Origin of the sequence: Paramesorhizobium endophyticum (assembly GCF_014640615.1) — a bacterium.
Classification (GTDB): domain Bacteria; phylum Pseudomonadota; class Alphaproteobacteria; order Rhizobiales; family Rhizobiaceae; genus Paramesorhizobium; species Paramesorhizobium endophyticum.
Window position 1 is genome coordinate 23246 of record NZ_BMHH01000018.1, and the last position, 16057, is coordinate 39302.

21 protein-coding genes and 1 pseudogene are annotated in these 16057 nt (G+C 60.4%); 8 read left to right on the top strand and 14 right to left on the bottom strand.

Annotation, left to right across the window (positions count from 1 at the left end):
- Positions 1–121: 121 nt before the first annotated feature.
- The 8 genes from IEX53_RS18180 to IEX53_RS18215 all read right to left on the bottom strand — a co-directional run bounded on the left by IEX53_RS18180 (position 122) and on the right by IEX53_RS18215 (position 5111).
- Positions 122–1633 carry a helicase HerA domain-containing protein gene (locus IEX53_RS18180; RefSeq protein WP_188825601.1) on the bottom strand — a complete coding sequence of 504 codons (1512 nt, stop codon included), beginning with the start codon at positions 1631–1633 and terminating at the stop codon, positions 122–124.
- A 377-nt stretch (positions 1634–2010) separates the two neighbouring features.
- Positions 2011–2376, bottom strand: coding sequence for a DoxX family protein (locus IEX53_RS18185; protein ID WP_188825602.1), 366 nt, complete (start codon positions 2374–2376; stop codon positions 2011–2013).
- Between the two features lie 44 nt (positions 2377–2420).
- Positions 2421–2843 (bottom strand): SRPBCC family protein, encoded by a 423-nt coding sequence (locus IEX53_RS18190; protein ID WP_188825603.1) that lies wholly within the window; start codon positions 2841–2843, stop codon positions 2421–2423.
- Entirely contained in the window at positions 2840–3163 is a 324-nt protein-coding gene (locus tag IEX53_RS18195) for an ArsR/SmtB family transcription factor (protein WP_188825604.1), read from the bottom strand. The genes IEX53_RS18190 and IEX53_RS18195 overlap by 4 nt, the downstream gene beginning before the upstream one ends.
- 71 nt (positions 3164–3234) lie before the next feature.
- The gene (locus IEX53_RS18200; protein ID WP_188825605.1) at positions 3235–3966 is read right to left on the bottom strand and encodes an SDR family oxidoreductase; all 732 of its coding nucleotides are present in this window, start codon (positions 3964–3966) and stop codon (positions 3235–3237) included.
- Between the two features lie 31 nt (positions 3967–3997).
- A complete protein-coding gene (locus tag IEX53_RS18205) occupies positions 3998–4222 on the bottom strand; it encodes a hypothetical protein (protein WP_188825606.1) in 225 nt (74 codons plus the stop codon).
- A gap of 24 nt (positions 4223–4246) precedes the next feature.
- A complete protein-coding gene (locus IEX53_RS18210; RefSeq protein WP_188825607.1) occupies positions 4247–4561 on the bottom strand; it encodes an Atu4866 domain-containing protein in 315 nt (104 codons plus the stop codon).
- 31 nt (positions 4562–4592) lie between these two features.
- A complete protein-coding gene (locus IEX53_RS18215) occupies positions 4593–5111 on the bottom strand; it encodes a nuclear transport factor 2 family protein (protein ID WP_188825608.1) in 519 nt (172 codons plus the stop codon).
- A gap of 106 nt (positions 5112–5217) precedes the next feature.
- On the opposite strand from IEX53_RS18215, the gene IEX53_RS18220 reads away from it, so the two are divergent.
- Positions 5218–6114, top strand: coding sequence for a LysR family transcriptional regulator (locus IEX53_RS18220; RefSeq protein ID WP_188825609.1), 897 nt, complete (start codon positions 5218–5220; stop codon positions 6112–6114).
- Position 6115: 1 nt separating this feature from the next.
- On the opposite strand, the gene IEX53_RS18225 is transcribed toward IEX53_RS18220, so the two are convergent.
- Positions 6116–6595: a VOC family protein gene (locus tag IEX53_RS18225; RefSeq protein WP_188825610.1), complete on the bottom strand. Its 480-nt coding sequence runs from the start codon at positions 6593–6595 to the stop codon at positions 6116–6118.
- A 228-nt stretch (positions 6596–6823) separates the two neighbouring features.
- Here IEX53_RS18225 and IEX53_RS18230 point away from each other — a divergent pair, with 228 nt between their 5' ends.
- The 7 genes from IEX53_RS18230 (at position 6824) to IEX53_RS18260 (ending at position 11317) form a co-directional block, all read left to right on the top strand.
- On the top strand, positions 6824–7453 hold the full coding sequence (locus IEX53_RS18230) for a 50S ribosomal protein L25/general stress protein Ctc (RefSeq protein ID WP_188825611.1): 630 nt from the start codon (positions 6824–6826) through the stop codon (positions 7451–7453).
- Positions 7454–7480: 27 nt separating this feature from the next.
- A complete protein-coding gene (gene pth / locus IEX53_RS18235) occupies positions 7481–8191 on the top strand; it encodes an aminoacyl-tRNA hydrolase (RefSeq protein WP_188825612.1) in 711 nt (236 codons plus the stop codon).
- A 78-nt stretch (positions 8192–8269) separates the two neighbouring features.
- Positions 8270–8497, top strand: coding sequence for a hypothetical protein (locus IEX53_RS18240; RefSeq protein ID WP_188825613.1), 228 nt, complete (start codon positions 8270–8272; stop codon positions 8495–8497).
- Positions 8487–8927: a PIN domain-containing protein gene (locus IEX53_RS18245; protein WP_188825614.1), complete on the top strand. Its 441-nt coding sequence runs from the start codon at positions 8487–8489 to the stop codon at positions 8925–8927. The genes IEX53_RS18240 and IEX53_RS18245 overlap by 11 nt, the downstream gene beginning before the upstream one ends.
- A gap of 98 nt (positions 8928–9025) precedes the next feature.
- The gene (ychF, locus tag IEX53_RS18250; RefSeq protein ID WP_188825615.1) at positions 9026–10126 is read left to right on the top strand and encodes a redox-regulated ATPase YchF; all 1101 of its coding nucleotides are present in this window, start codon (positions 9026–9028) and stop codon (positions 10124–10126) included.
- 247 nt (positions 10127–10373) lie between these two features.
- Positions 10374–10856, top strand: coding sequence for a MaoC family dehydratase (locus IEX53_RS18255; protein ID WP_188825616.1), 483 nt, complete (start codon positions 10374–10376; stop codon positions 10854–10856).
- Positions 10853–11317 carry a MaoC family dehydratase gene (locus IEX53_RS18260; RefSeq protein WP_188825617.1) on the top strand — a complete coding sequence of 155 codons (465 nt, stop codon included), beginning with the start codon at positions 10853–10855 and terminating at the stop codon, positions 11315–11317. The genes IEX53_RS18255 and IEX53_RS18260 overlap by 4 nt, the downstream gene beginning before the upstream one ends.
- Positions 11318–11410: 93 nt before the next feature.
- Here IEX53_RS18260 and IEX53_RS18265 read toward each other — a convergent pair whose 3' ends face one another.
- The 5 genes and pseudogenes from IEX53_RS18265 to IEX53_RS18285 all read right to left on the bottom strand — a co-directional run bounded on the left by IEX53_RS18265 (position 11411) and on the right by IEX53_RS18285 (position 15611).
- Complete coding sequence (locus IEX53_RS18265; RefSeq protein ID WP_188825669.1) at positions 11411–11956, bottom strand: adenine phosphoribosyltransferase; 546 nt, start codon at positions 11954–11956, stop codon at positions 11411–11413.
- A gap of 155 nt (positions 11957–12111) precedes the next feature.
- Complete coding sequence (locus tag IEX53_RS18270) at positions 12112–12975, bottom strand: cytochrome c1 (protein WP_188825618.1); 864 nt, start codon at positions 12973–12975, stop codon at positions 12112–12114.
- Between the two features lie 27 nt (positions 12976–13002).
- On the bottom strand, positions 13003–14286 hold the full coding sequence (locus tag IEX53_RS18275) for a cytochrome b (RefSeq protein WP_188825619.1): 1284 nt from the start codon (positions 14284–14286) through the stop codon (positions 13003–13005).
- A gap of 24 nt (positions 14287–14310) precedes the next feature.
- Positions 14311–14874 (bottom strand): ubiquinol-cytochrome c reductase iron-sulfur subunit, encoded by a 564-nt coding sequence (gene petA / locus IEX53_RS18280; protein WP_188825620.1) that lies wholly within the window; start codon positions 14872–14874, stop codon positions 14311–14313.
- Positions 14875–15237: 363 nt separating this feature from the next.
- A pseudogene (locus IEX53_RS18285) lies at positions 15238–15611 on the bottom strand (HVO_A0114 family putative DNA-binding protein).
- Positions 15612–16057: the final 446 nt, after the last annotated feature.

Genomic DNA, 16057 nt, shown 5'->3' on the forward strand with positions numbered 1-16057 from the left:
CTCAACGGTGACGTGGCCGCGCCGATCGAAAAAAACGAGACCGTTTCTATTTCAAGGTAAAATGGTCAGCGAATAGAATATTCGTCGGCACATTCGGTTGCCAAATCCTATTCCCTCGATTCTACTCCGCCGCCGTTCTCTCCTCGCCGCCCTCATCCGGCGCGTTCGGATCACCCGGCGCGGTCTCGCATTCCAAATCCGGAAATGCCGCAATGCGCTTGCCCGTAAAATCGGTGCGCAAGACAAGCAGCCCCCTCTCCTCGAAATAGGTCAGCAGCCGCCGCGCGCGGCTGATCGAATGGGTGCCATAAGCCCGCGCCAGCGCTGCATCGGACGGGCATGGCGCACCCTTTACCGCCGCCTGCGCGACGATGAGGAACACGCCCTGCACGTCGTCGGTCAGCGTTTCCGAGAGGTTCAGCGCCTCCTGCCAGGTCTTGCCGGCTGCGGTTTCGCTGTCGATATTCGCCTGCGCCAGCGCCAGCCTGCGGCGGAAGGCCGGCAGCGCCAGCGGCTCGCCCGGCACGCGGTGGATGCGGCAGCGCACGAGAAAATCCTGATAAAGCACCGCGACCGAGCGGAACGAGGCTTCCGGGTCCCCGATGATCTCGCGCATCACCTTGTCGAGAAGTGTCTCCCGCTCCGCCTCGACGAGACCGGGGAAGAGCGGCTCCACAGGGGCCTCGGGTTCCGGCTTTGCCTTGGTCAGCTGCGCGAGGATTTCGGTGGTCGAGGGTGGCGGCGGGGCGACGGGCGCGCGGCGCACCACCGGGCGGATTTCCTCCGGCGCGGGAGTGAAGATCAACCCGCGCGCATCCTCCGGCGCATCCGGCAATGGCATCAGCTTCGGGCTTGAAGAGCGGGCCGAGGTTTCCACCACACCGATCTTGATGGGCAGTGGCCGCCGCGCCAGCGCCGGGCCAAGCGCCACGAAATGCCCGCGCTGCAGGTCGCGGAACATTTCCGCCTGCCGCCGCTCCATGCCGAGCAGGTCGGCGGCACGCGCCATGTCGATATCGAGGAAGGTGCGCCCCATCAGGAAATTGGAGGCTTCCGCCGCCACATTCTTGGCGAGCTTCGCCAGACGCTGCGTGGCGATTACTCCGGCAAGCCCGCGCTTGCGCCCGCGGCACATCAAATTCGTCATCGCGCCCAGCGAAAGCTTGCGCGCCTCGTCCGACACCTCCCCTGCGGCGGCAGGCGCGAAAAGCTGCGCCTCGTCCACCACCACGAGCATCGGGTACCAGTAATCGCGCTCCGCATCGAACATACCGCCCAGGAAGGCCGCTGCGGCGCGCATCTGCTGCTCGACGTCAAGCCCTTCGAGATTGAGCACCACCGAGACACGATGCTGCCGAATGCGCGCGGCGATGCGGGTCAGTTCCCCCTCGCTGCGCTGGGCGTCCACCACCACATGGCCGAAGGCATCGGCGAGCGTGACGAAATCACCCTCCGGATCGACGATGCATTGCTGCACCCAGGAGGCGCTCTGCTCCAGCAGGCGGCGCAGCAGATGCGACTTGCCCGAGCCGGAATTGCCCTGTACCAGCAGGCGCGTCGCCAGCAGCTCCTCCAGATCGAGCATGGCCGCGGTCCCGCCGGACGTGGTTCCCATGTCGATGCCGACCTTCATCCTGCCTCCTGAAATTGCTGATTTTGCCAGATCGCATGCGAGCGGACGGGAATCATCCGGCGCAGCGCCCATGCGTTAAAACACGCCGCGCCTCCTTTAGCACCCCCTATCCGCCGATGCGCCTTTTCTGTCGCGAAACCCACAACAAGGTGACGGTGAAAAATGTTGTCACCCTCGGCGCGAGATACCCCCCTCTGCCCTGCCGGGCATCTCCCCCACAAGGGGGGAGATTGGCTGGCATCGGTCACGGCGCTTCCCTTACAACGTCTGCGATTGGCGAAAGCGACAATGACAGCGCAATCTCCCCCCTTGTGGGGGAGATGCCCGGCAGGGCAGAGGGGGGTGAATAGCGCCGACATTTCCGGAAAGCGTCTGAACTACAACGGCCGCACCGCAAACCTCCCATACGCAATAAACGCACAAAACGCCGCGACAACCAGCCAATACCCCATCGGACCAAAATTCCGGTTCCCCGAAGCCAGATGCAGCCCGCAAAAGGCGAGCATTTCCACGGCGATCAGCAGCGCGGCGAGCGGAACGAGGAAGCCGAGCGGCTTGTAGACGGCAGGCACGATCAGGCAGAGGCTGCAGATGAGCTCGACAACGGCCATTCCCAGCCACACCCCATGCGGGATCGCGCTCAAGGAGGGCATCGTTTGCGCGGGGTTGGAGAATTTCCACACCGCGCCGGTGGCGGTGTGGAGCGCGAGGAGGACTTGCAGAACCCACAAGAGAATATTCATGGCCGTTTCCTGTTTGATGGTTTTTCAAAGACGTTGCGGCAAAATCAGCCCGCCCGCGCCGCGACCTGATCCAGCTTCTCGAGGAAATTCGGCCAGCCGGCTTTGGCGCCACCGAAAGCTTGTTTCTGATCCGGACGGAAGCCTTTCTGCTCGACGCGCAAGGAGGTCCCGCCCTGCGTCGGAGTAAGCGTGAACGTCACGACGCTTCTGAGGTCGAACGCCGGATCGTCATGCGCGAAATTCCAGGTATAGGAGAGCGTCCGCGCCGGCTCGACGACGAGCACCTCGCAGTCCAGCACCCCGCCCCATTCGCCGCGAAGATTGAAGCGATGGCCCACGGCCGGGCTGAAATCGTTCTGCATCAACCACTCCGCGATCAGATGCGGCTGGGTCAGCGCACGCCAGAGCTTTTCCGGCGGATGATCGAACTCGCGTGTCACGGTGACGGTGCGCGTCTCGGCGGTCATTGGTCCATCCTTTTGAGTAAATCTTCCAGACCGTCGAGCCGCTTCTCCCAGAAGCCGGCCATCTCGGTCGTCCAGTCGATGAGGGGGGTGAGCGCGGCGGGCCGGGCGCTGTAATGCGTCTGCCGCCCCTCAGGACGGTCATGCACCAGCCCGGCCTCCTTCAATATGCCGAGATGTTTCGACACGGCAGGCTGCGAGATGCCGGCCCGGGCCGTCAAAGCCCCAACCGTCTGCTCGCCTTCCCTGCACAGCCGTTCGAAGATCGTCCGCCGGGTGGGATCGGCGAGCGTTCTGAACAGGATTTCGTGGCTCTCGGACATGAAACTTATAACTCGCTGGTTATTGATCAACTCATAACCAACGAGTTATAGGTCTGTCAAGCCTTATAAGCTCAATGCGGGCTGGCCGTGGGGCGGATGACGACCTCGCTCACATCGACATCCTCAGGCTGGCTGATGGCATAGGCGATGGCGTTGGCGACGGCTTCCGCGCTGATCGTGATGGCGCGGAAAGCGACCATTGCCTCCTGTGCGCCCGGGTCGGTGATCGTGCCGGCAAGTTCGGAAGTCGTCGTACCCGGTGAAATCACCGTGACGCGGATACGGTCCGTCTCCTGCCGCAACCCGTCCGAAATCGCCCGCACCGCGAATTTGGTCGCGGAGTAGACGGCGCAAGTGGGCCAGACCTTATGCCCGCCGATGGAGGAGAGGTTGACGATCTGCCCATGGCCCCGCGCATTCATCAGCGGCAGGGCGGCGGCGATGCCATAGAGAACGCCCTTGATGTTGACGTCCACCATCCGGTCCCACTCGTCCACCTTGAGCGCTTCGAGCGGTGACAGTGGCATGATGCCCGCATTGTTGACGATCACGTCCAGCTTGCCGAATTCCTCCACCGCATACTGCGCGAAGGCTTCGACATCCGCACGCTGCGTTACGTCGAGCGTACGGGCGCGGACGGATCCCGCGATGGCGATCTCCTCGGCGAGCTTCTGCAGCCGGTCGCCCCGCCGCGCGCCGATGACGACATGCGCGCCTGCTGCGGCTAGAACGCGGGCCGTGGCTTCGCCGATCCCGCTGCTCGCCCCGGTGATGGCGACCACTTTTCCTTCGATTCCGTGCATGTTTGTTTCCTTTGACGAGAGTTGATTGCGATTACTGCTGGTTTGCAGGGGAAGCGTCGCCGAACCGGCGGGCCGCCGGATTGGTCTCAGCGATGGTGCCTATCGAAGCCGGCGCGGTATAGTCGGTCTTCGGCTGGGCGACCGGCGCGCTGGGCTTGGCGTAGAGATCGTCCGGCGTGCCGAAGGACGGATTTTCCGCGAAGGCAACGCCCGCGCCAAAGATGAGCGTGGTGAGGGTAAGGATGATCTTGTTCATGATGATGTTCCTATCTGTGTGGAATTAGCGGCGGCGCAGGATCATGCCGGCGTGATGAAGCGTATTCGCGTCGACGAAATCGCCGTCTGCGGTGAAGCCGGTGTCGTCCCAATATTCGATATGCGTGCCGGTGACTTCGTAGCGGCCCCGATATGCGCTTTCTCTTGTGCCGCGGGCTTCGTCGTATCGGCCATTGGGTAGAAGTTCGTGCCTGACGTGACCGTCATCGGTCACCCACATGCCGACATAGGGATGCTCTGCTGTCGCATTTGTTTCTTCTGCTCCAGCCGATTGGCCAAGGAAGGCGACTGCTACAAGCGCGGCCAGTTGCTTTGACATCTTCTGTTTCCTGGTTTTGCGATTGGAAATTTCAGTCCACGCGCGGTGCGTTGTTCTCGACGACCGCCTGATAGGCGGCGAGGTCGAGAAAGGCCTCGGCCTCGGTCACTCGGCCGTCGGCCATGCGAAAAATCCAGACGAACTGGTTATTGTAGGGCTCGCCGGACGTGGTGGTGGCCGTGCCGTCGAAGCGGACGATCACCGCATCGCCCGATGTCCAGATATTATGCACTCTAGGGGTGATCGGGGTTGCGAGACGGCTGACCAGCGGGCCGGAAGCATTTTTGGTGAAATCTTCCAGACCCGTATAAGTCCTCGCCACCGGACCGGAGCCGTGAATGGTCCACTTTATATCCGGAGCCAGCAATTCGGCGAAGACATTGCCGCCCGCCTGCCACTTATCGAAGGCCTGGCGCACGATTGCTTCGTTTCGGGCGCTTACATCCGCCCGTTCGGCGTGAACCGCGGCCGCAGGTGCGGCAAAGACCAACGTAACCAGCAGTAATCCGGCTACATGGGAGAGGTTTCGGTTTATTCGGAACGTGCTCATTAGCGGTTTTTCCTTTCTTAGGGGTGGGCCCGCTGAGAAACATAGATGTGTCGACCCGCCTGATCGACTTGCCAATCGCGGATAGTCTGGTTAGAAAATCTAACCAATGATGGATGAGTTCGAAGGCATCTCCGTATTCCTGGCCGTCGCGGAAACACGCAATTTCCGCGTCGCCGGCGAACGCCTTGGCGTGACGCGCTCGGCGGTGAGCCAGGCTGTGCAGCGTCTCGAGGATCGCATGGGCGTGGCGCTCGTGCAGCGGACGACCCGCAGCGTGCGGCTGACGGAAGCGGGCGAGATGTTCTATGAGCTGGTAAAGCCTTCGACCCGCGAAGTGCTCGACGCCGTGCGGGCTATCAGAGACATGCAGGCGCGCCCCACGGGATTGCTCCGAATCGCGGTGTCATCCATCGCCGAGCGCTTCATTTCGGGGCCGCTGCTGGCGGGTTTCATGGCTGAATACCCCGACGTTAAGCTCGACATCACCATTACAGACGAGGAATTCGATATCGTCAGCGAGGGGTTCGACGCGGGCGTCCGGCTGGGCGAGGTGATCGAGCAGGATATGATCGCCGTCCCCGTTTCCCCGGAACAGCGGCAATGCCCTGTGGCTTCGCCGCAATATCTCGCGCGGCGCGGCACGCCCCGCCATCCGCGCGAGCTGACGGAGCATATCTGCATCGGCTGGCGGCCAAGGCCCGACAGCGCGCCCTACCGCTGGGAATTCACCGAAAACGGCAGGGATTTTAACGTCGCGGTCAACGAGGCCATGACCACCAACGACATGGGCATGATGATCCGCATGGCCTGCGCCGGCGCGGGCATCACCTTCGGCATGGTCGAAACATTCGAGCCCTATTTCGCGCACGGCGAACTCGTCCCGCTATTGGAAGAATACTGCCCGCCCTTCCCCGGCTTTTATCTCTACTACCCCCGGCGGCACCGGCAGCCGCTGAAGCTACGGGCGCTGGTGGAGCATATCAGGGAATTTCTGCAGGCGTAGCTCACCCCCGCCGCGCTGCCTCGATCGCCGCCACGTCAATCTTCGTCATATCCATCATCGCCGCGAATGCACGCTTTGCTTCATCGCCACCGGCGGCCATCGCCTCCATCAGCGCGCGCGGCGTGATTTGCCACGAGACGCCCCATTTGTCCTTGCACCAGCCGCAGGCGCTTTCCTGTCCGCCATTATCGACGATGGCGTTCCAGTAGCGGTCGGTTTCTTTCTGATCCTCGGTGGAAATCTGGAACGAGAAGGCTTCCGTCTGCCTGAACGCCGTCCCGCCATTGAGCCCGACGCAGGGAATGCCGGCGACGGTGAACTCCACCATCAGCACATCGCCTTCCTTGCCGGAGGGATAGTCGCCGGGCGCGTGGTACACCTTGCCCACGGCACTGTCGGGAAATGTCGCGGCATAAAAGCGTGCGGCTTCCTCGGCCTCCTTGTCGTACCAGACGCAGATGGTGTTCTTCGCAATGGCCATTCTCATATCCTCCCTTGAAACTATTTCGATCAGTGTGCAGGTTTGCGGGCAGAACCGCAATGGAGCACCCATATCCTTCGCTTAAACTTGCACCCCCGCTACCTTTCCGTTATAGAGCCGCCATCCGTGTAGACACCCTTGGAGGCAACGCGGAATGGGGCGGTTCCGGCCGTTTCATGCTTTCCCCCAATGGGAAAGATTCTCCATATAACCTCGAAAGGAAATGCCATGAGCAAGCCATACGAGCTCAAGGCCGAGGCGCGCGAACGGGTCGGTAAGGGGTCCGCCCGGGAACTTCGGCGCAACGGTAAAGTGCCTGCCGTCATCTATGGTGACAAGCAGGAGCCCGTCTCCATCGCCCTGTCCTACAAGGACATTTACTACAAGATCCATGGCGGCGGCTTCAAGACGACCATTGCCACGATCGATGTAGATGGCAAGAAGTATCAGGTTCTGCCGAAGGACTACCAGCTCGATCCGGTCCGGGACTTCCCGATCCATGTCGATTTCCTGCGCGTGTCGGAAAAGTCGGTTGTCCACGTCAATATCCCCGTCCACTTCATCAATGAGGAAGCGGCTCCGGGCATCAAGCGCGGCGGCGTGCTCAACATCGTGCGCCACGAGATCGACGCCACCGTTCCGGCCAATGCGATCCCCGATTTCATCGAGATCGACCTGACCGGCCTAGACCTCGGCGATTCCATCCACATTTCGGCGGTGAAGCTGCCGAAGGGCGTGACGCCGACCATCCAGGACCGCGATTTCACCATCGCCACCATTGCTGCTCCGGCTGGCCTCAAGTCCGAGGAAGCTGCCGAAGCAGCTGCGGAAGCGGCTGAAGGGAAAGACGGCGAGTAATCGCTCTCCATACGGGGGACCCGATCCATGCTGCTCATCGCAGGACTTGGCAATCCGGGCCCCCGCTATGCCAAAAACCGGCACAATATCGGTTTCATGGCGGCGGATGAAATACACCGCCGCCATCGCTTTTCTCCCTGGCAGAAGAAATTCCAGGCCGAGATCGCCGATGGCGCCATCGACGGTGAAAAGGCGCTGCTCATCAAGCCGCAGACCTTCATGAACCTTTCCGGCCAGTCGGTCGGCGAAGCCATGCGCTTCTACAAGCTCTCCCCTGCCGATCTCATCGTCGTCTATGACGAGCTCGACCTCCCTGCCGGCAAGCTGCGCGTCAAGACGGGCGGCGGCTCGGGCGGACACAACGGCATCAAATCCATCGACGCCCATTGCGGCAAGGACTACCGCCGGGTGCGGCTCGGCATCGGCCATCCGGGCGCGAAGGAATTGGTGCACAATTACGTGCTCGGTGATTTCGCCAAGGCAGACAGCGAATGGCTGGAGCCGCTGCTGACGGCGGTGGCCGACAATGCCGGCATGCTCGTCAAGGGCGATGACAACGGCTTCATGAACCGCATATCCCTCGCCATGGGTGGCGGCCAGCCGGAAAGTCGCAAAGCAGCCGAACCCAAGGCGCAGAGCCACATCCGCCAGGCCCGCCCGGCAAAGCCCGCCGTCAATATTCCGGAAAGCGGCCCGATGGCCGATATGCTGAAGAAGCTGTTCGGGAAGAAAGATTGATAGCGCTCTCATCCGCCCTTATATTGCGGAGCAATCCACGTTCCCCGTGAGGCCACAATGAAAAGCGTTATTGTTTCCATGGACGACGAACTGGAGCGGGAAGTCCGCACTCAGGCCGCCAAGGCGGGCAAAAGCATGTCGCGTTTTATTGCCGATACGCTGAAGACGCAGACCGCAGCGAAACCCAACATAAAAAAAGCGCTCAACCCCCAGTTGACAGCAATAGAGCGCTTTCTTGCGGGCCCCAAGTGGGACGTTATGACAGACGGGCGGATGCCCACTGCGGAAGAGCGCAATGAGCGCTGATTGTTTCATTGACGCGAACGTTCTTCTTTATGCCCGCCAAATAGAGTCAACGCCGAAAGTTGAGCGTGCCATCGCATGGCTCCGGCTGCTGGCCAAAACCCAGCGCGGCTGCATCAATCTACAGGTTTTGAACGAGATGACGCATGTCCTTTTGCGAAAGCGGAAGGACATGAGTGCATCGGAAGTATTCGAAGCCATCGATCAATTGCGGCCATTAGGAACTACACCTATATCCGAAGGCACCGCGATGCTGGCCCGCCAGTTGCGCTTAATCACGGCATACTCCTGGTGGGACTGCCTTCTCCTCGCTTCCGCCATCGAATTGAAATGCCGCTACTTCCTTTCCGAGGACATGCATGACGGCCATGCAATTGAAGGCTTGACGATCATCAATCCTTTCCTGCACACAGCGGACAAAATTCTCGCTTGAGAAGCATGATCCCGAACCGAAGGTCAGCGTCAGCAAAAAGTTGCAGACTTTTCGGATAAGATCATGCGGCCAAAACAAAACAGACAAGGAACGGAAAGATGGGCTTCAAATGCGGCATTGTCGGCCTGCCGAATGTCGGCAAATCGACGCTTTTCAACGCGCTGACCAGGACGGCGGCGGCACAGGCCGCTAATTATCCCTTCTGCACCATCGAGCCGAACACCGGCGAAGTGGCCGTGCCCGATCCGCGCATGAAGGCGATTGCCGGCGTCGCCAAGTCGCAGAACATCATTCCGACGCGCATCTCCTTCGTCGATATCGCCGGTCTCGTGCGTGGCGCGTCGAAGGGCGAAGGGCTGGGCAACCAGTTCCTCGCCAATATCCGCGAGGTGGACGCCATCGTGCATGTGCTGCGCTGCTTCGAGGACGACGACATCACCCATGTCGAGGGCCGCATCGACCCGGTATCCGACGCCGAGACGGTCGAGACGGAACTGATGCTCTCCGACCTTGAAAGCCTTGAGCGCCGCATCGTGCAGATCCGCAAGCGCGCCACCGGCAAGGACAAGGAAGCGGTGACCGTCCTGCCGATGATGGAACAGGCGCTGGAACTGCTCCAGAACGGCAAGCCCGTCCGCATGCTGAAGGATATCGCCCCTGATGACCTTGTTATCCTGCAGGGCCTGAATCTGCTTACCTCCAAGCCCGTGCTCTATGTCTGCAATGTCGCCGAAGGCGACGCGGCGAAGGGCAACGCGCATACCAAAGCCGTCGCAGTCATGGCCAAGGAACAGGGCGCGGAAACAGTCATCATCTCCGCCGCCATCGAGGCCGAAGTGGCGCAGCTTGCCGATGAGGAAGCGAAGGAATATCTCGACGCCATGGGCCTTGAGGAACCCGGCCTCGACCGGCTGATCCGCGCTGGCTACAAGCTTCTCGACCTCATCACCTATTTCACCGCCGGTCCGAAGGAAACCCGCGCTTGGACCATCAAGCGCGGCACCAAGGCGCCGCAGGCCGCAGGCGTCATCCACACGGATTTCGAGCGCGGCTTTATTCGCGCCCAGACGATCGCCTATAATGACTATGTCACGCTCGGCGGCGAAGTCGCGGCCAAGGAAGCAGGCAAGGCCCGCGACGAAGGCAAGGAATATGTCGTGCAGGACGGCGACGTGCTGCTGTTCAGGTTCAACACCTAGAAACGGTTCATGTTTGATGGAAATGCTCTGCCAAGCGCCCTCGCCCTTCGAGGCTCCGCTTCGCTCCGCACCTCAGGATGAGGGCTACCGCAGCGTTGCGGTCCTTTCACCCTCATGGTGAGGTGCGACCCTGAGGTGCTCGCGAAGCGAGCCTCGAAGGGGAGCCTCGAACCACGAGGGTGAAGGACGCACTACGTTTCCATCTTGATTGAAATGCACTGATCCAGCCCCGGATGGAGGAGACGGAATGGACACAAAACCTTACAATTACGCCTATGAGGATTTCACCACAGGGCTGGAACTGCCGCTCGGGCCGAAGGAGGTGACTGCGCAGGAAATCATCGCCTTCGCGAGCGAGTTCGATCCCCAGCCCTTCCATCTCGACGAGGCGGCAGGAAAGGCCAGCATTCTCGGAGGCCTTGCCGCCTCCGGCTGGCACACCGTCTCCATGCTGATGCGCATGATGTGCGACGCCTATATCACCGGCTCCACCTCGCAAGGCGCACCGGGGGCCGATTTCGTTAAATGGAAAAAGCCCGTTCTGGCCGGCGATACACTCACCGGCAGGACCAGGGTCATCGACCGTCGCCTCTCGCGGTCGAAACCCGGTCTGGGCCTCGTCACGCTGCACCACGAACTGCTCAACCAGAAGGGCGAAAGCGTCTGCGAGGCGCAACACAGTGCCATGTTTCTGCTGCGCGATCCGCAACCTCGGGAGACGGTGCAATGAGTTTGCTCGAAGAGCAGATCGGCGTCGAGCAGACGCTCGGCAGCTATACATTCACTGCCGAAGACATCATCCGTTTCGCCTCCCTCTACGATCCGCAACCCTTCCACACGGATCCGGAAGCGGCGAAGAACAGCAATTTCGGCGCGCTTTGCGCCTCAGGCTGGCACACCACCGCCGTCTGGATGAAGCTCAACGTCCAGTCGATAGGAGAAGCGCTGAGAGAGGCCAAGCAGCGCGGGGAGCCGCTGCCTGTCTTCGGCCCCTCCCCCGGCTTTGAGAATTTGAAGTGGCTGAAGCCCGTCTATGCCGGCGACACCATCACCTACAAACGCACCATCAAGGCGATCCGCCCCCTCGTCTCCCGCCCCGGCTGGTCGATGCTGACCATGCATTCAGAGGCGTTTAACCAGAATGGCGCGAAGGTGCTGGAGTTCGATAGCGCGGCGCTGGTGAAGGTTTAGCTTAAATAGAAACGTCGGCAGGACAGAGGGGGGCGCCTCGCGATTCCATCAAATATAAATCGCTCTTATTCTCTAAACTTGGGAACCGCGCCCTCACTCCCCCTCGAACGCCACCAGCGTCCGCACCGTCACGCCGAGCGCTTCCAGCTTCTTGCGTCCGCTCAGGTCCGGTAGGTCGATGATGAAGCAGGCGGCGACGATCTCAGCGCCCATCTGTTGTAGCAGCTTCGCCGCGGCTTCCGCCGTGCCGCCGGTGGCGATCAAATCGTCGATGAGTATAACCTTGTCGCCCGGCACGATGGCGTCGCGGTGCATTTCCATTTCATCGATGCCATATTCGAGGCTGTAGGCGATGCGCACCGTGTCGTGCGGCAGTTTGCCCTTCTTGCGGATCGGCACGAAACCGGCCGACAACTGATGCGCCACCGCGCCGCCCAGGATGAAGCCGCGCGCCTCGATGCCGGCTACCTTGTCCACCTTGCCCCCCGCATAGGGATAAACGAGTTCATCCACAGCCCGCCGGAATGCCCGCGCATCGCCCAGCAGCGTGGTGATATCCCGGAACATGATGCCGGGTTTCGGATAATCCGGAATGGTCCGGATGGAATCTTTCAATGTCTCGCACAGCACCGGGTCCATCATATTTCCTTTCGTAGCATCGCCACCAGACGCAAATAATATCGCCGCAAGGAAAAGGGCGCCATCGGCGCCCCTTCGCATGATTCATATACATGATTTGTCTGGCATGATCCCGAAAAGTTGCAGACTTCCAGGTAAGATCATGCGCGCGAATACTAATGCGGAACATTCGCCCAGACGCGGCGCTTCACCAGATAGACCATGCCGGCGAAGAGCACGAGGAACACCATCACGCGGAAGCCGGTCTGCTTGCGCGCTTCCAGATGCGGCTCGGCGGCCCACATCAGGAAAGCCGAGACGTCACGCGAATATTGGTCTACCGTCTGCGGCGCGCCGTCGTCATAGGTGACCTGCCCGTCTTCGATCGGCTTCGGCATGGCCAGCGACTTGCCCGCGATGAAATACGGGTTGTAGTGCGTCCCCTCGGGGATCTGCATCCCCTCCGGCGGCGTATGGCCATAGCCGGTCAGGAGCGCATGGATATAGTCCGGGCCCCCTTCGGCATATTGCGTGAAAATGTCGAAGATGAAGGTCGGGAAGCCCCGCTCCACCGCCCGCGCCTTGGCGATGAGCGAAAAGTCCGGCGGAGCCGCGCCATTGTTGGAGGCCGCCGCCGCCTGTTCGTTCGGGAATGGCGACGGGAAATAGTCGGTCGGGATGCCCTTGCGGGTGAACATCTCGCCGCTGTCGTTCGGCCCATCCTGGACTTCATACTCGGCGGCGAAGGCCTTGACCTGGTCTTCGGTATAGCCAAGCTCCGTCAGCGAGCGGAACGCCACCAGGCTCATCGAATGGCAGTTGGCGCATACTTCCTTGTAGACCTTGAGGCCGCGCTGCAGCTGGCCCTTGTCATAGGTGCCGAACGGGCCCGCGAAGGACCAGTCTTCCTGCTTCGGCTTCTGAATAGGGAAGTGCGTCGGCTCCGCCGCATTGTGCTCTTCGCCTTCCGCGAAAGCGCCGCCGACGGCAAGCATGAAGCCAAGGCCGAGCGTGGCGAGACCGGTGAGGATCGTTTTCATGGGACAGTCCTTATCTCTCTCGTTCGCTCAACCCTGAGCCGCTGGTGACACAGCCCCGGCGCCCTTGTTCTTCTCCAGCACCGCTTCGGTGATCGAGTTCGGCAGCCGCTTCGGCGTCTCGATCAGGCCGAGAACCGGCATGATGATCAGGAAGAACGCGAAGTAGTAGAGTGTGGCCCCCTGCGCCATGGCGACGTAGACACCCTCCGCCGGACGCGAGCCGAGCCAGCCGAGCAGGATGGCGTCGATCACGAACAGCCAGAAAAACAGCCTGTACCACGGGCGATAGACCGCCGAGCGCACCTTGGACGTATCGAGCCACGGCACCAGGAACAGGATGGCGATCGAGCCGAACATGGTCAGCACGCCGCCAAGCTTGGAATCGATCGGCCCGATATTGAAGGTGATGGCGCGCAGCATCGCGTAGAACGGCAGGAAGTACCATTCCGGGACGATGTGGGCCGGCGTCTTCATCGAATTGGCCGGAATGTAATTGTCCGGATGGCCGAGATAGTTCGGCAGGTAGAAGATGAAGTATGCGAAGAGGATGAAGAACAGCACCATGGCGAAGCCATCCTTGACGGTCGCATAGGGCGTAAACGGCACAGTGTCCGTCTTCGACTTCACCTCGATGCCGGTCGGGTTGGTCTGGCCGGTCACATGCAGCGCCCAGACGTGCAGGATGACGACGCCCGCGATCATGAACGGCAGCAGATAATGCAGCGAGAAGAAGCGGTTGAGCGTCGGGTTATCCACCGCAAAGCCGCCCAGCAGCAATTGCTGGATCGGATCGCCGATAACAGGGAAGGCGGTGAAGAAGCCGGTGATCACGGTCGCGCCCCAGAAGGACATCTGGCCCCAGGGCAGCACATAGCCCATGAACGCCGTCGCCATCATCAGGAGATAGATGATCACGCCCAAAATCCAGAGCAGCTCGCGCGGCGCCTTGTAGGACCCGTAGTAAAGGCCGCGCATGATGTGGACATAGACGGCGATGAAGAACATCGACGCGCCATTGGCGTGCATGTAGCGCAAGAGCCAGCCATAATTGACGTCGCGCATGATCTTCTCGACCGAGTTGAACGCGATGCCGGAATTGGCCGCATAATGCATGGCCAGCACCACGCCGGTCAAAATCTGCGAAACCAGCATGATCGCCAGAATTCCGCCAAACGTATAGGCATAATTCAGATTGCGCGGAACCGGATAGGCGATGAAGGAATCATAGACGAGGCGCGGCAGCGGCAGCCTTGCGTCTATCCATTTTTCGATGCCGGTGCTCGGCGTATAGGTGGAATGTCCGCCACTCATGTTGTGTCTCCCCAAAGCCCTACATTAGCCGATTTTTATGTGCGTATCTGAAAGGAACGCATACGGCGGAATGTGCATGTTCTCCGGCGCCGGGCCGCTGCGAATGCGCCCGGACGTATCGTAGGTCGAGCCATGGCACGGGCAGAACCAGCCGCCATATTCCCCCTGCTCGCCAAGCGGAATGCAGCCGAGATGGGTGCACACATTGATCATGATGAGCCAGTTTTCCTTGCCCTTGCCGCCGGAGCGGTCAAGGTCGGTCGCCTGCGCGTCGGAAGGCAGGTTGGCGTTGCGCGCAACCGGGTCCTTCAGGGCGGAGATGGGCGTGTTGGCCGCATCCCCGACTTCCTTGGGCGTGCGGTTGCGGATGACAATCGGCTTGCCGCGCCACTTGACCGTCAGCGACATGCCCTCGGTGACCGAGGAGATATCCACCTCGATCGAGGCCGCCGCCAGCGTGGAGGCGTCGGGCTGCATCTGGTCGATGAAAGGCCAGGCGAGGCCGGCCGCCCCGACAGCCCCCGCCATACCGGTCGCTATGTAGAGAAAATCACGCCGTGTCGGCTCCACCGTATCGTGTGCGCTCACGAGACCCATCCTTTCCTTCACTCCCGCGGGGTTCCGCACCCCCTCATGAGAACGACCCATGGCGAATGGGCCGGCGGATTCCCCCGGCATGTTGCGAGGTTTCTAGGCGTGATACGGAAGCTTGTCCAGACGGCGGAACGGTGGGACGGCACGATGTCGCAGGCTATTCTTAAGGAAAATGCCCGACTCGGACAGCAAGGCCGGCGACGCTGCCATATAATAACGGATGGATACCTGAGCTGGCTCAAACAATATGATATTATTCAATCCGGTTTGAAGAAACGAGGCCGGTTTCCTATACCGCAATCACGGCCGCAGCCTGGAGGCACCTTCTGCGTCGTTTGCCGTGGCTTTGTCGAAAAACTATGCAGCGGCCTTCAGGATAAAATCCGCTTCGATCTCCTCATACGGAACCCGGATTTTATTATGTTCTGTCTTCTCGATCAGACCCCATTCCATGAGAGCCGTTAATCTTCATGCACCCGCTTGATGCCGCGATCCAGCGAACGGGCCAGGCCGCGAATGCTGGAGGGACCAATTTTCTGCAGATGCTCGATGAGTTCCCAGCGCTTCGGCGTGAGGACAGAGAATAGTTGCGCCGGCGAACTGAAGGTGAGAACGGCAACGGAATCCTGCTGCTGACCGGATTTCCACGCGGCAGCGAAACGCTCCCCCATCGCTTTGATTGCCGCCATATCGTCTGTTTCATGGCGAATTTGGATAACTGCCCGGCTCATTGCTTCCGTATTTCCAATTTTAAAAGTTCAAACGCTGACGCTCTACGTCGCCCCTCTGCCCTCAAAACATGATTTCTTAGAGAACATTTCACTTTTTGATGGAAACGATCGCGTATTCTTCCTCGTCGAGGCAGCAGAACTGTTGAGGCGTGGATTCCTGTGACAAGCACAGGAATGACGGGGTAGAGATGTTTCTTCTATTAAGGATCGCTCTTGCCAAGCGGAGAGGTCGGAGAATAGCCACTAAAGCATGTCTCCCAAAAGTGGGAACCGGTTTTGGGGTAAAGACATGCGCAAAAACAAAAACTTAAAGCGTGTTCCATGAATGCGATAAAATGCAACACGCTTTAACAGCAAAGCAGCCGTCATTCCTGTGCTTGTTACAGGAATCCATTCCTCTCCCGCTCCGCTACAACAACGGTATCAAATGGCACCCAAGTGATTCC

What these genes read in the sequence shown, in the direction of transcription:
- IEX53_RS18180 (WP_188825601.1), bottom strand. Translation starts at nt 1,633, where the DNA reads ATGAAGGTCGGCATCGACATGGGAACCACGTCCGGCGGGACCGCGGCC.
- IEX53_RS18185 (WP_188825602.1), bottom strand. Translation starts at nt 2,376, where the DNA reads ATGAATATTCTCTTGTGGGTTCTGCAAGTCCTCCTCGCGCTCCACACC.
- IEX53_RS18190 (WP_188825603.1), bottom strand. Translation starts at nt 2,843, where the DNA reads ATGACCGCCGAGACGCGCACCGTCACCGTGACACGCGAGTTCGATCAT.
- IEX53_RS18195 (WP_188825604.1), bottom strand. Translation starts at nt 3,163, where the DNA reads ATGTCCGAGAGCCACGAAATCCTGTTCAGAACGCTCGCCGATCCCACC.
- IEX53_RS18200 (WP_188825605.1), bottom strand. Translation starts at nt 3,966, where the DNA reads ATGCACGGAATCGAAGGAAAAGTGGTCGCCATCACCGGGGCGAGCAGC.
- IEX53_RS18205 (WP_188825606.1), bottom strand. Translation starts at nt 4,222, where the DNA reads ATGAACAAGATCATCCTTACCCTCACCACGCTCATCTTTGGCGCGGGC.
- IEX53_RS18210 (WP_188825607.1), bottom strand. Translation starts at nt 4,561, where the DNA reads ATGTCAAAGCAACTGGCCGCGCTTGTAGCAGTCGCCTTCCTTGGCCAA.
- IEX53_RS18215 (WP_188825608.1), bottom strand. Translation starts at nt 5,111, where the DNA reads ATGAGCACGTTCCGAATAAACCGAAACCTCTCCCATGTAGCCGGATTA.
- IEX53_RS18220 (WP_188825609.1), top strand. Translation starts at nt 5,218, where the DNA reads ATGATGGATGAGTTCGAAGGCATCTCCGTATTCCTGGCCGTCGCGGAA.
- IEX53_RS18225 (WP_188825610.1), bottom strand. Translation starts at nt 6,595, where the DNA reads ATGGCCATTGCGAAGAACACCATCTGCGTCTGGTACGACAAGGAGGCC.
- IEX53_RS18230 (WP_188825611.1), top strand. Translation starts at nt 6,824, where the DNA reads ATGAGCAAGCCATACGAGCTCAAGGCCGAGGCGCGCGAACGGGTCGGT.
- pth (WP_188825612.1), top strand. Translation starts at nt 7,481, where the DNA reads ATGCTGCTCATCGCAGGACTTGGCAATCCGGGCCCCCGCTATGCCAAA.
- IEX53_RS18240 (WP_188825613.1), top strand. Translation starts at nt 8,270, where the DNA reads ATGGACGACGAACTGGAGCGGGAAGTCCGCACTCAGGCCGCCAAGGCG.
- IEX53_RS18245 (WP_188825614.1), top strand. Translation starts at nt 8,487, where the DNA reads ATGAGCGCTGATTGTTTCATTGACGCGAACGTTCTTCTTTATGCCCGC.
- ychF (WP_188825615.1), top strand. Translation starts at nt 9,026, where the DNA reads ATGGGCTTCAAATGCGGCATTGTCGGCCTGCCGAATGTCGGCAAATCG.
- IEX53_RS18255 (WP_188825616.1), top strand. Translation starts at nt 10,374, where the DNA reads ATGGACACAAAACCTTACAATTACGCCTATGAGGATTTCACCACAGGG.
- IEX53_RS18260 (WP_188825617.1), top strand. Translation starts at nt 10,853, where the DNA reads ATGAGTTTGCTCGAAGAGCAGATCGGCGTCGAGCAGACGCTCGGCAGC.
- IEX53_RS18265 (WP_188825669.1), bottom strand. Translation starts at nt 11,956, where the DNA reads ATGGACCCGGTGCTGTGCGAGACATTGAAAGATTCCATCCGGACCATT.
- IEX53_RS18270 (WP_188825618.1), bottom strand. Translation starts at nt 12,975, where the DNA reads ATGAAAACGATCCTCACCGGTCTCGCCACGCTCGGCCTTGGCTTCATG.
- IEX53_RS18275 (WP_188825619.1), bottom strand. Translation starts at nt 14,286, where the DNA reads ATGAGTGGCGGACATTCCACCTATACGCCGAGCACCGGCATCGAAAAA.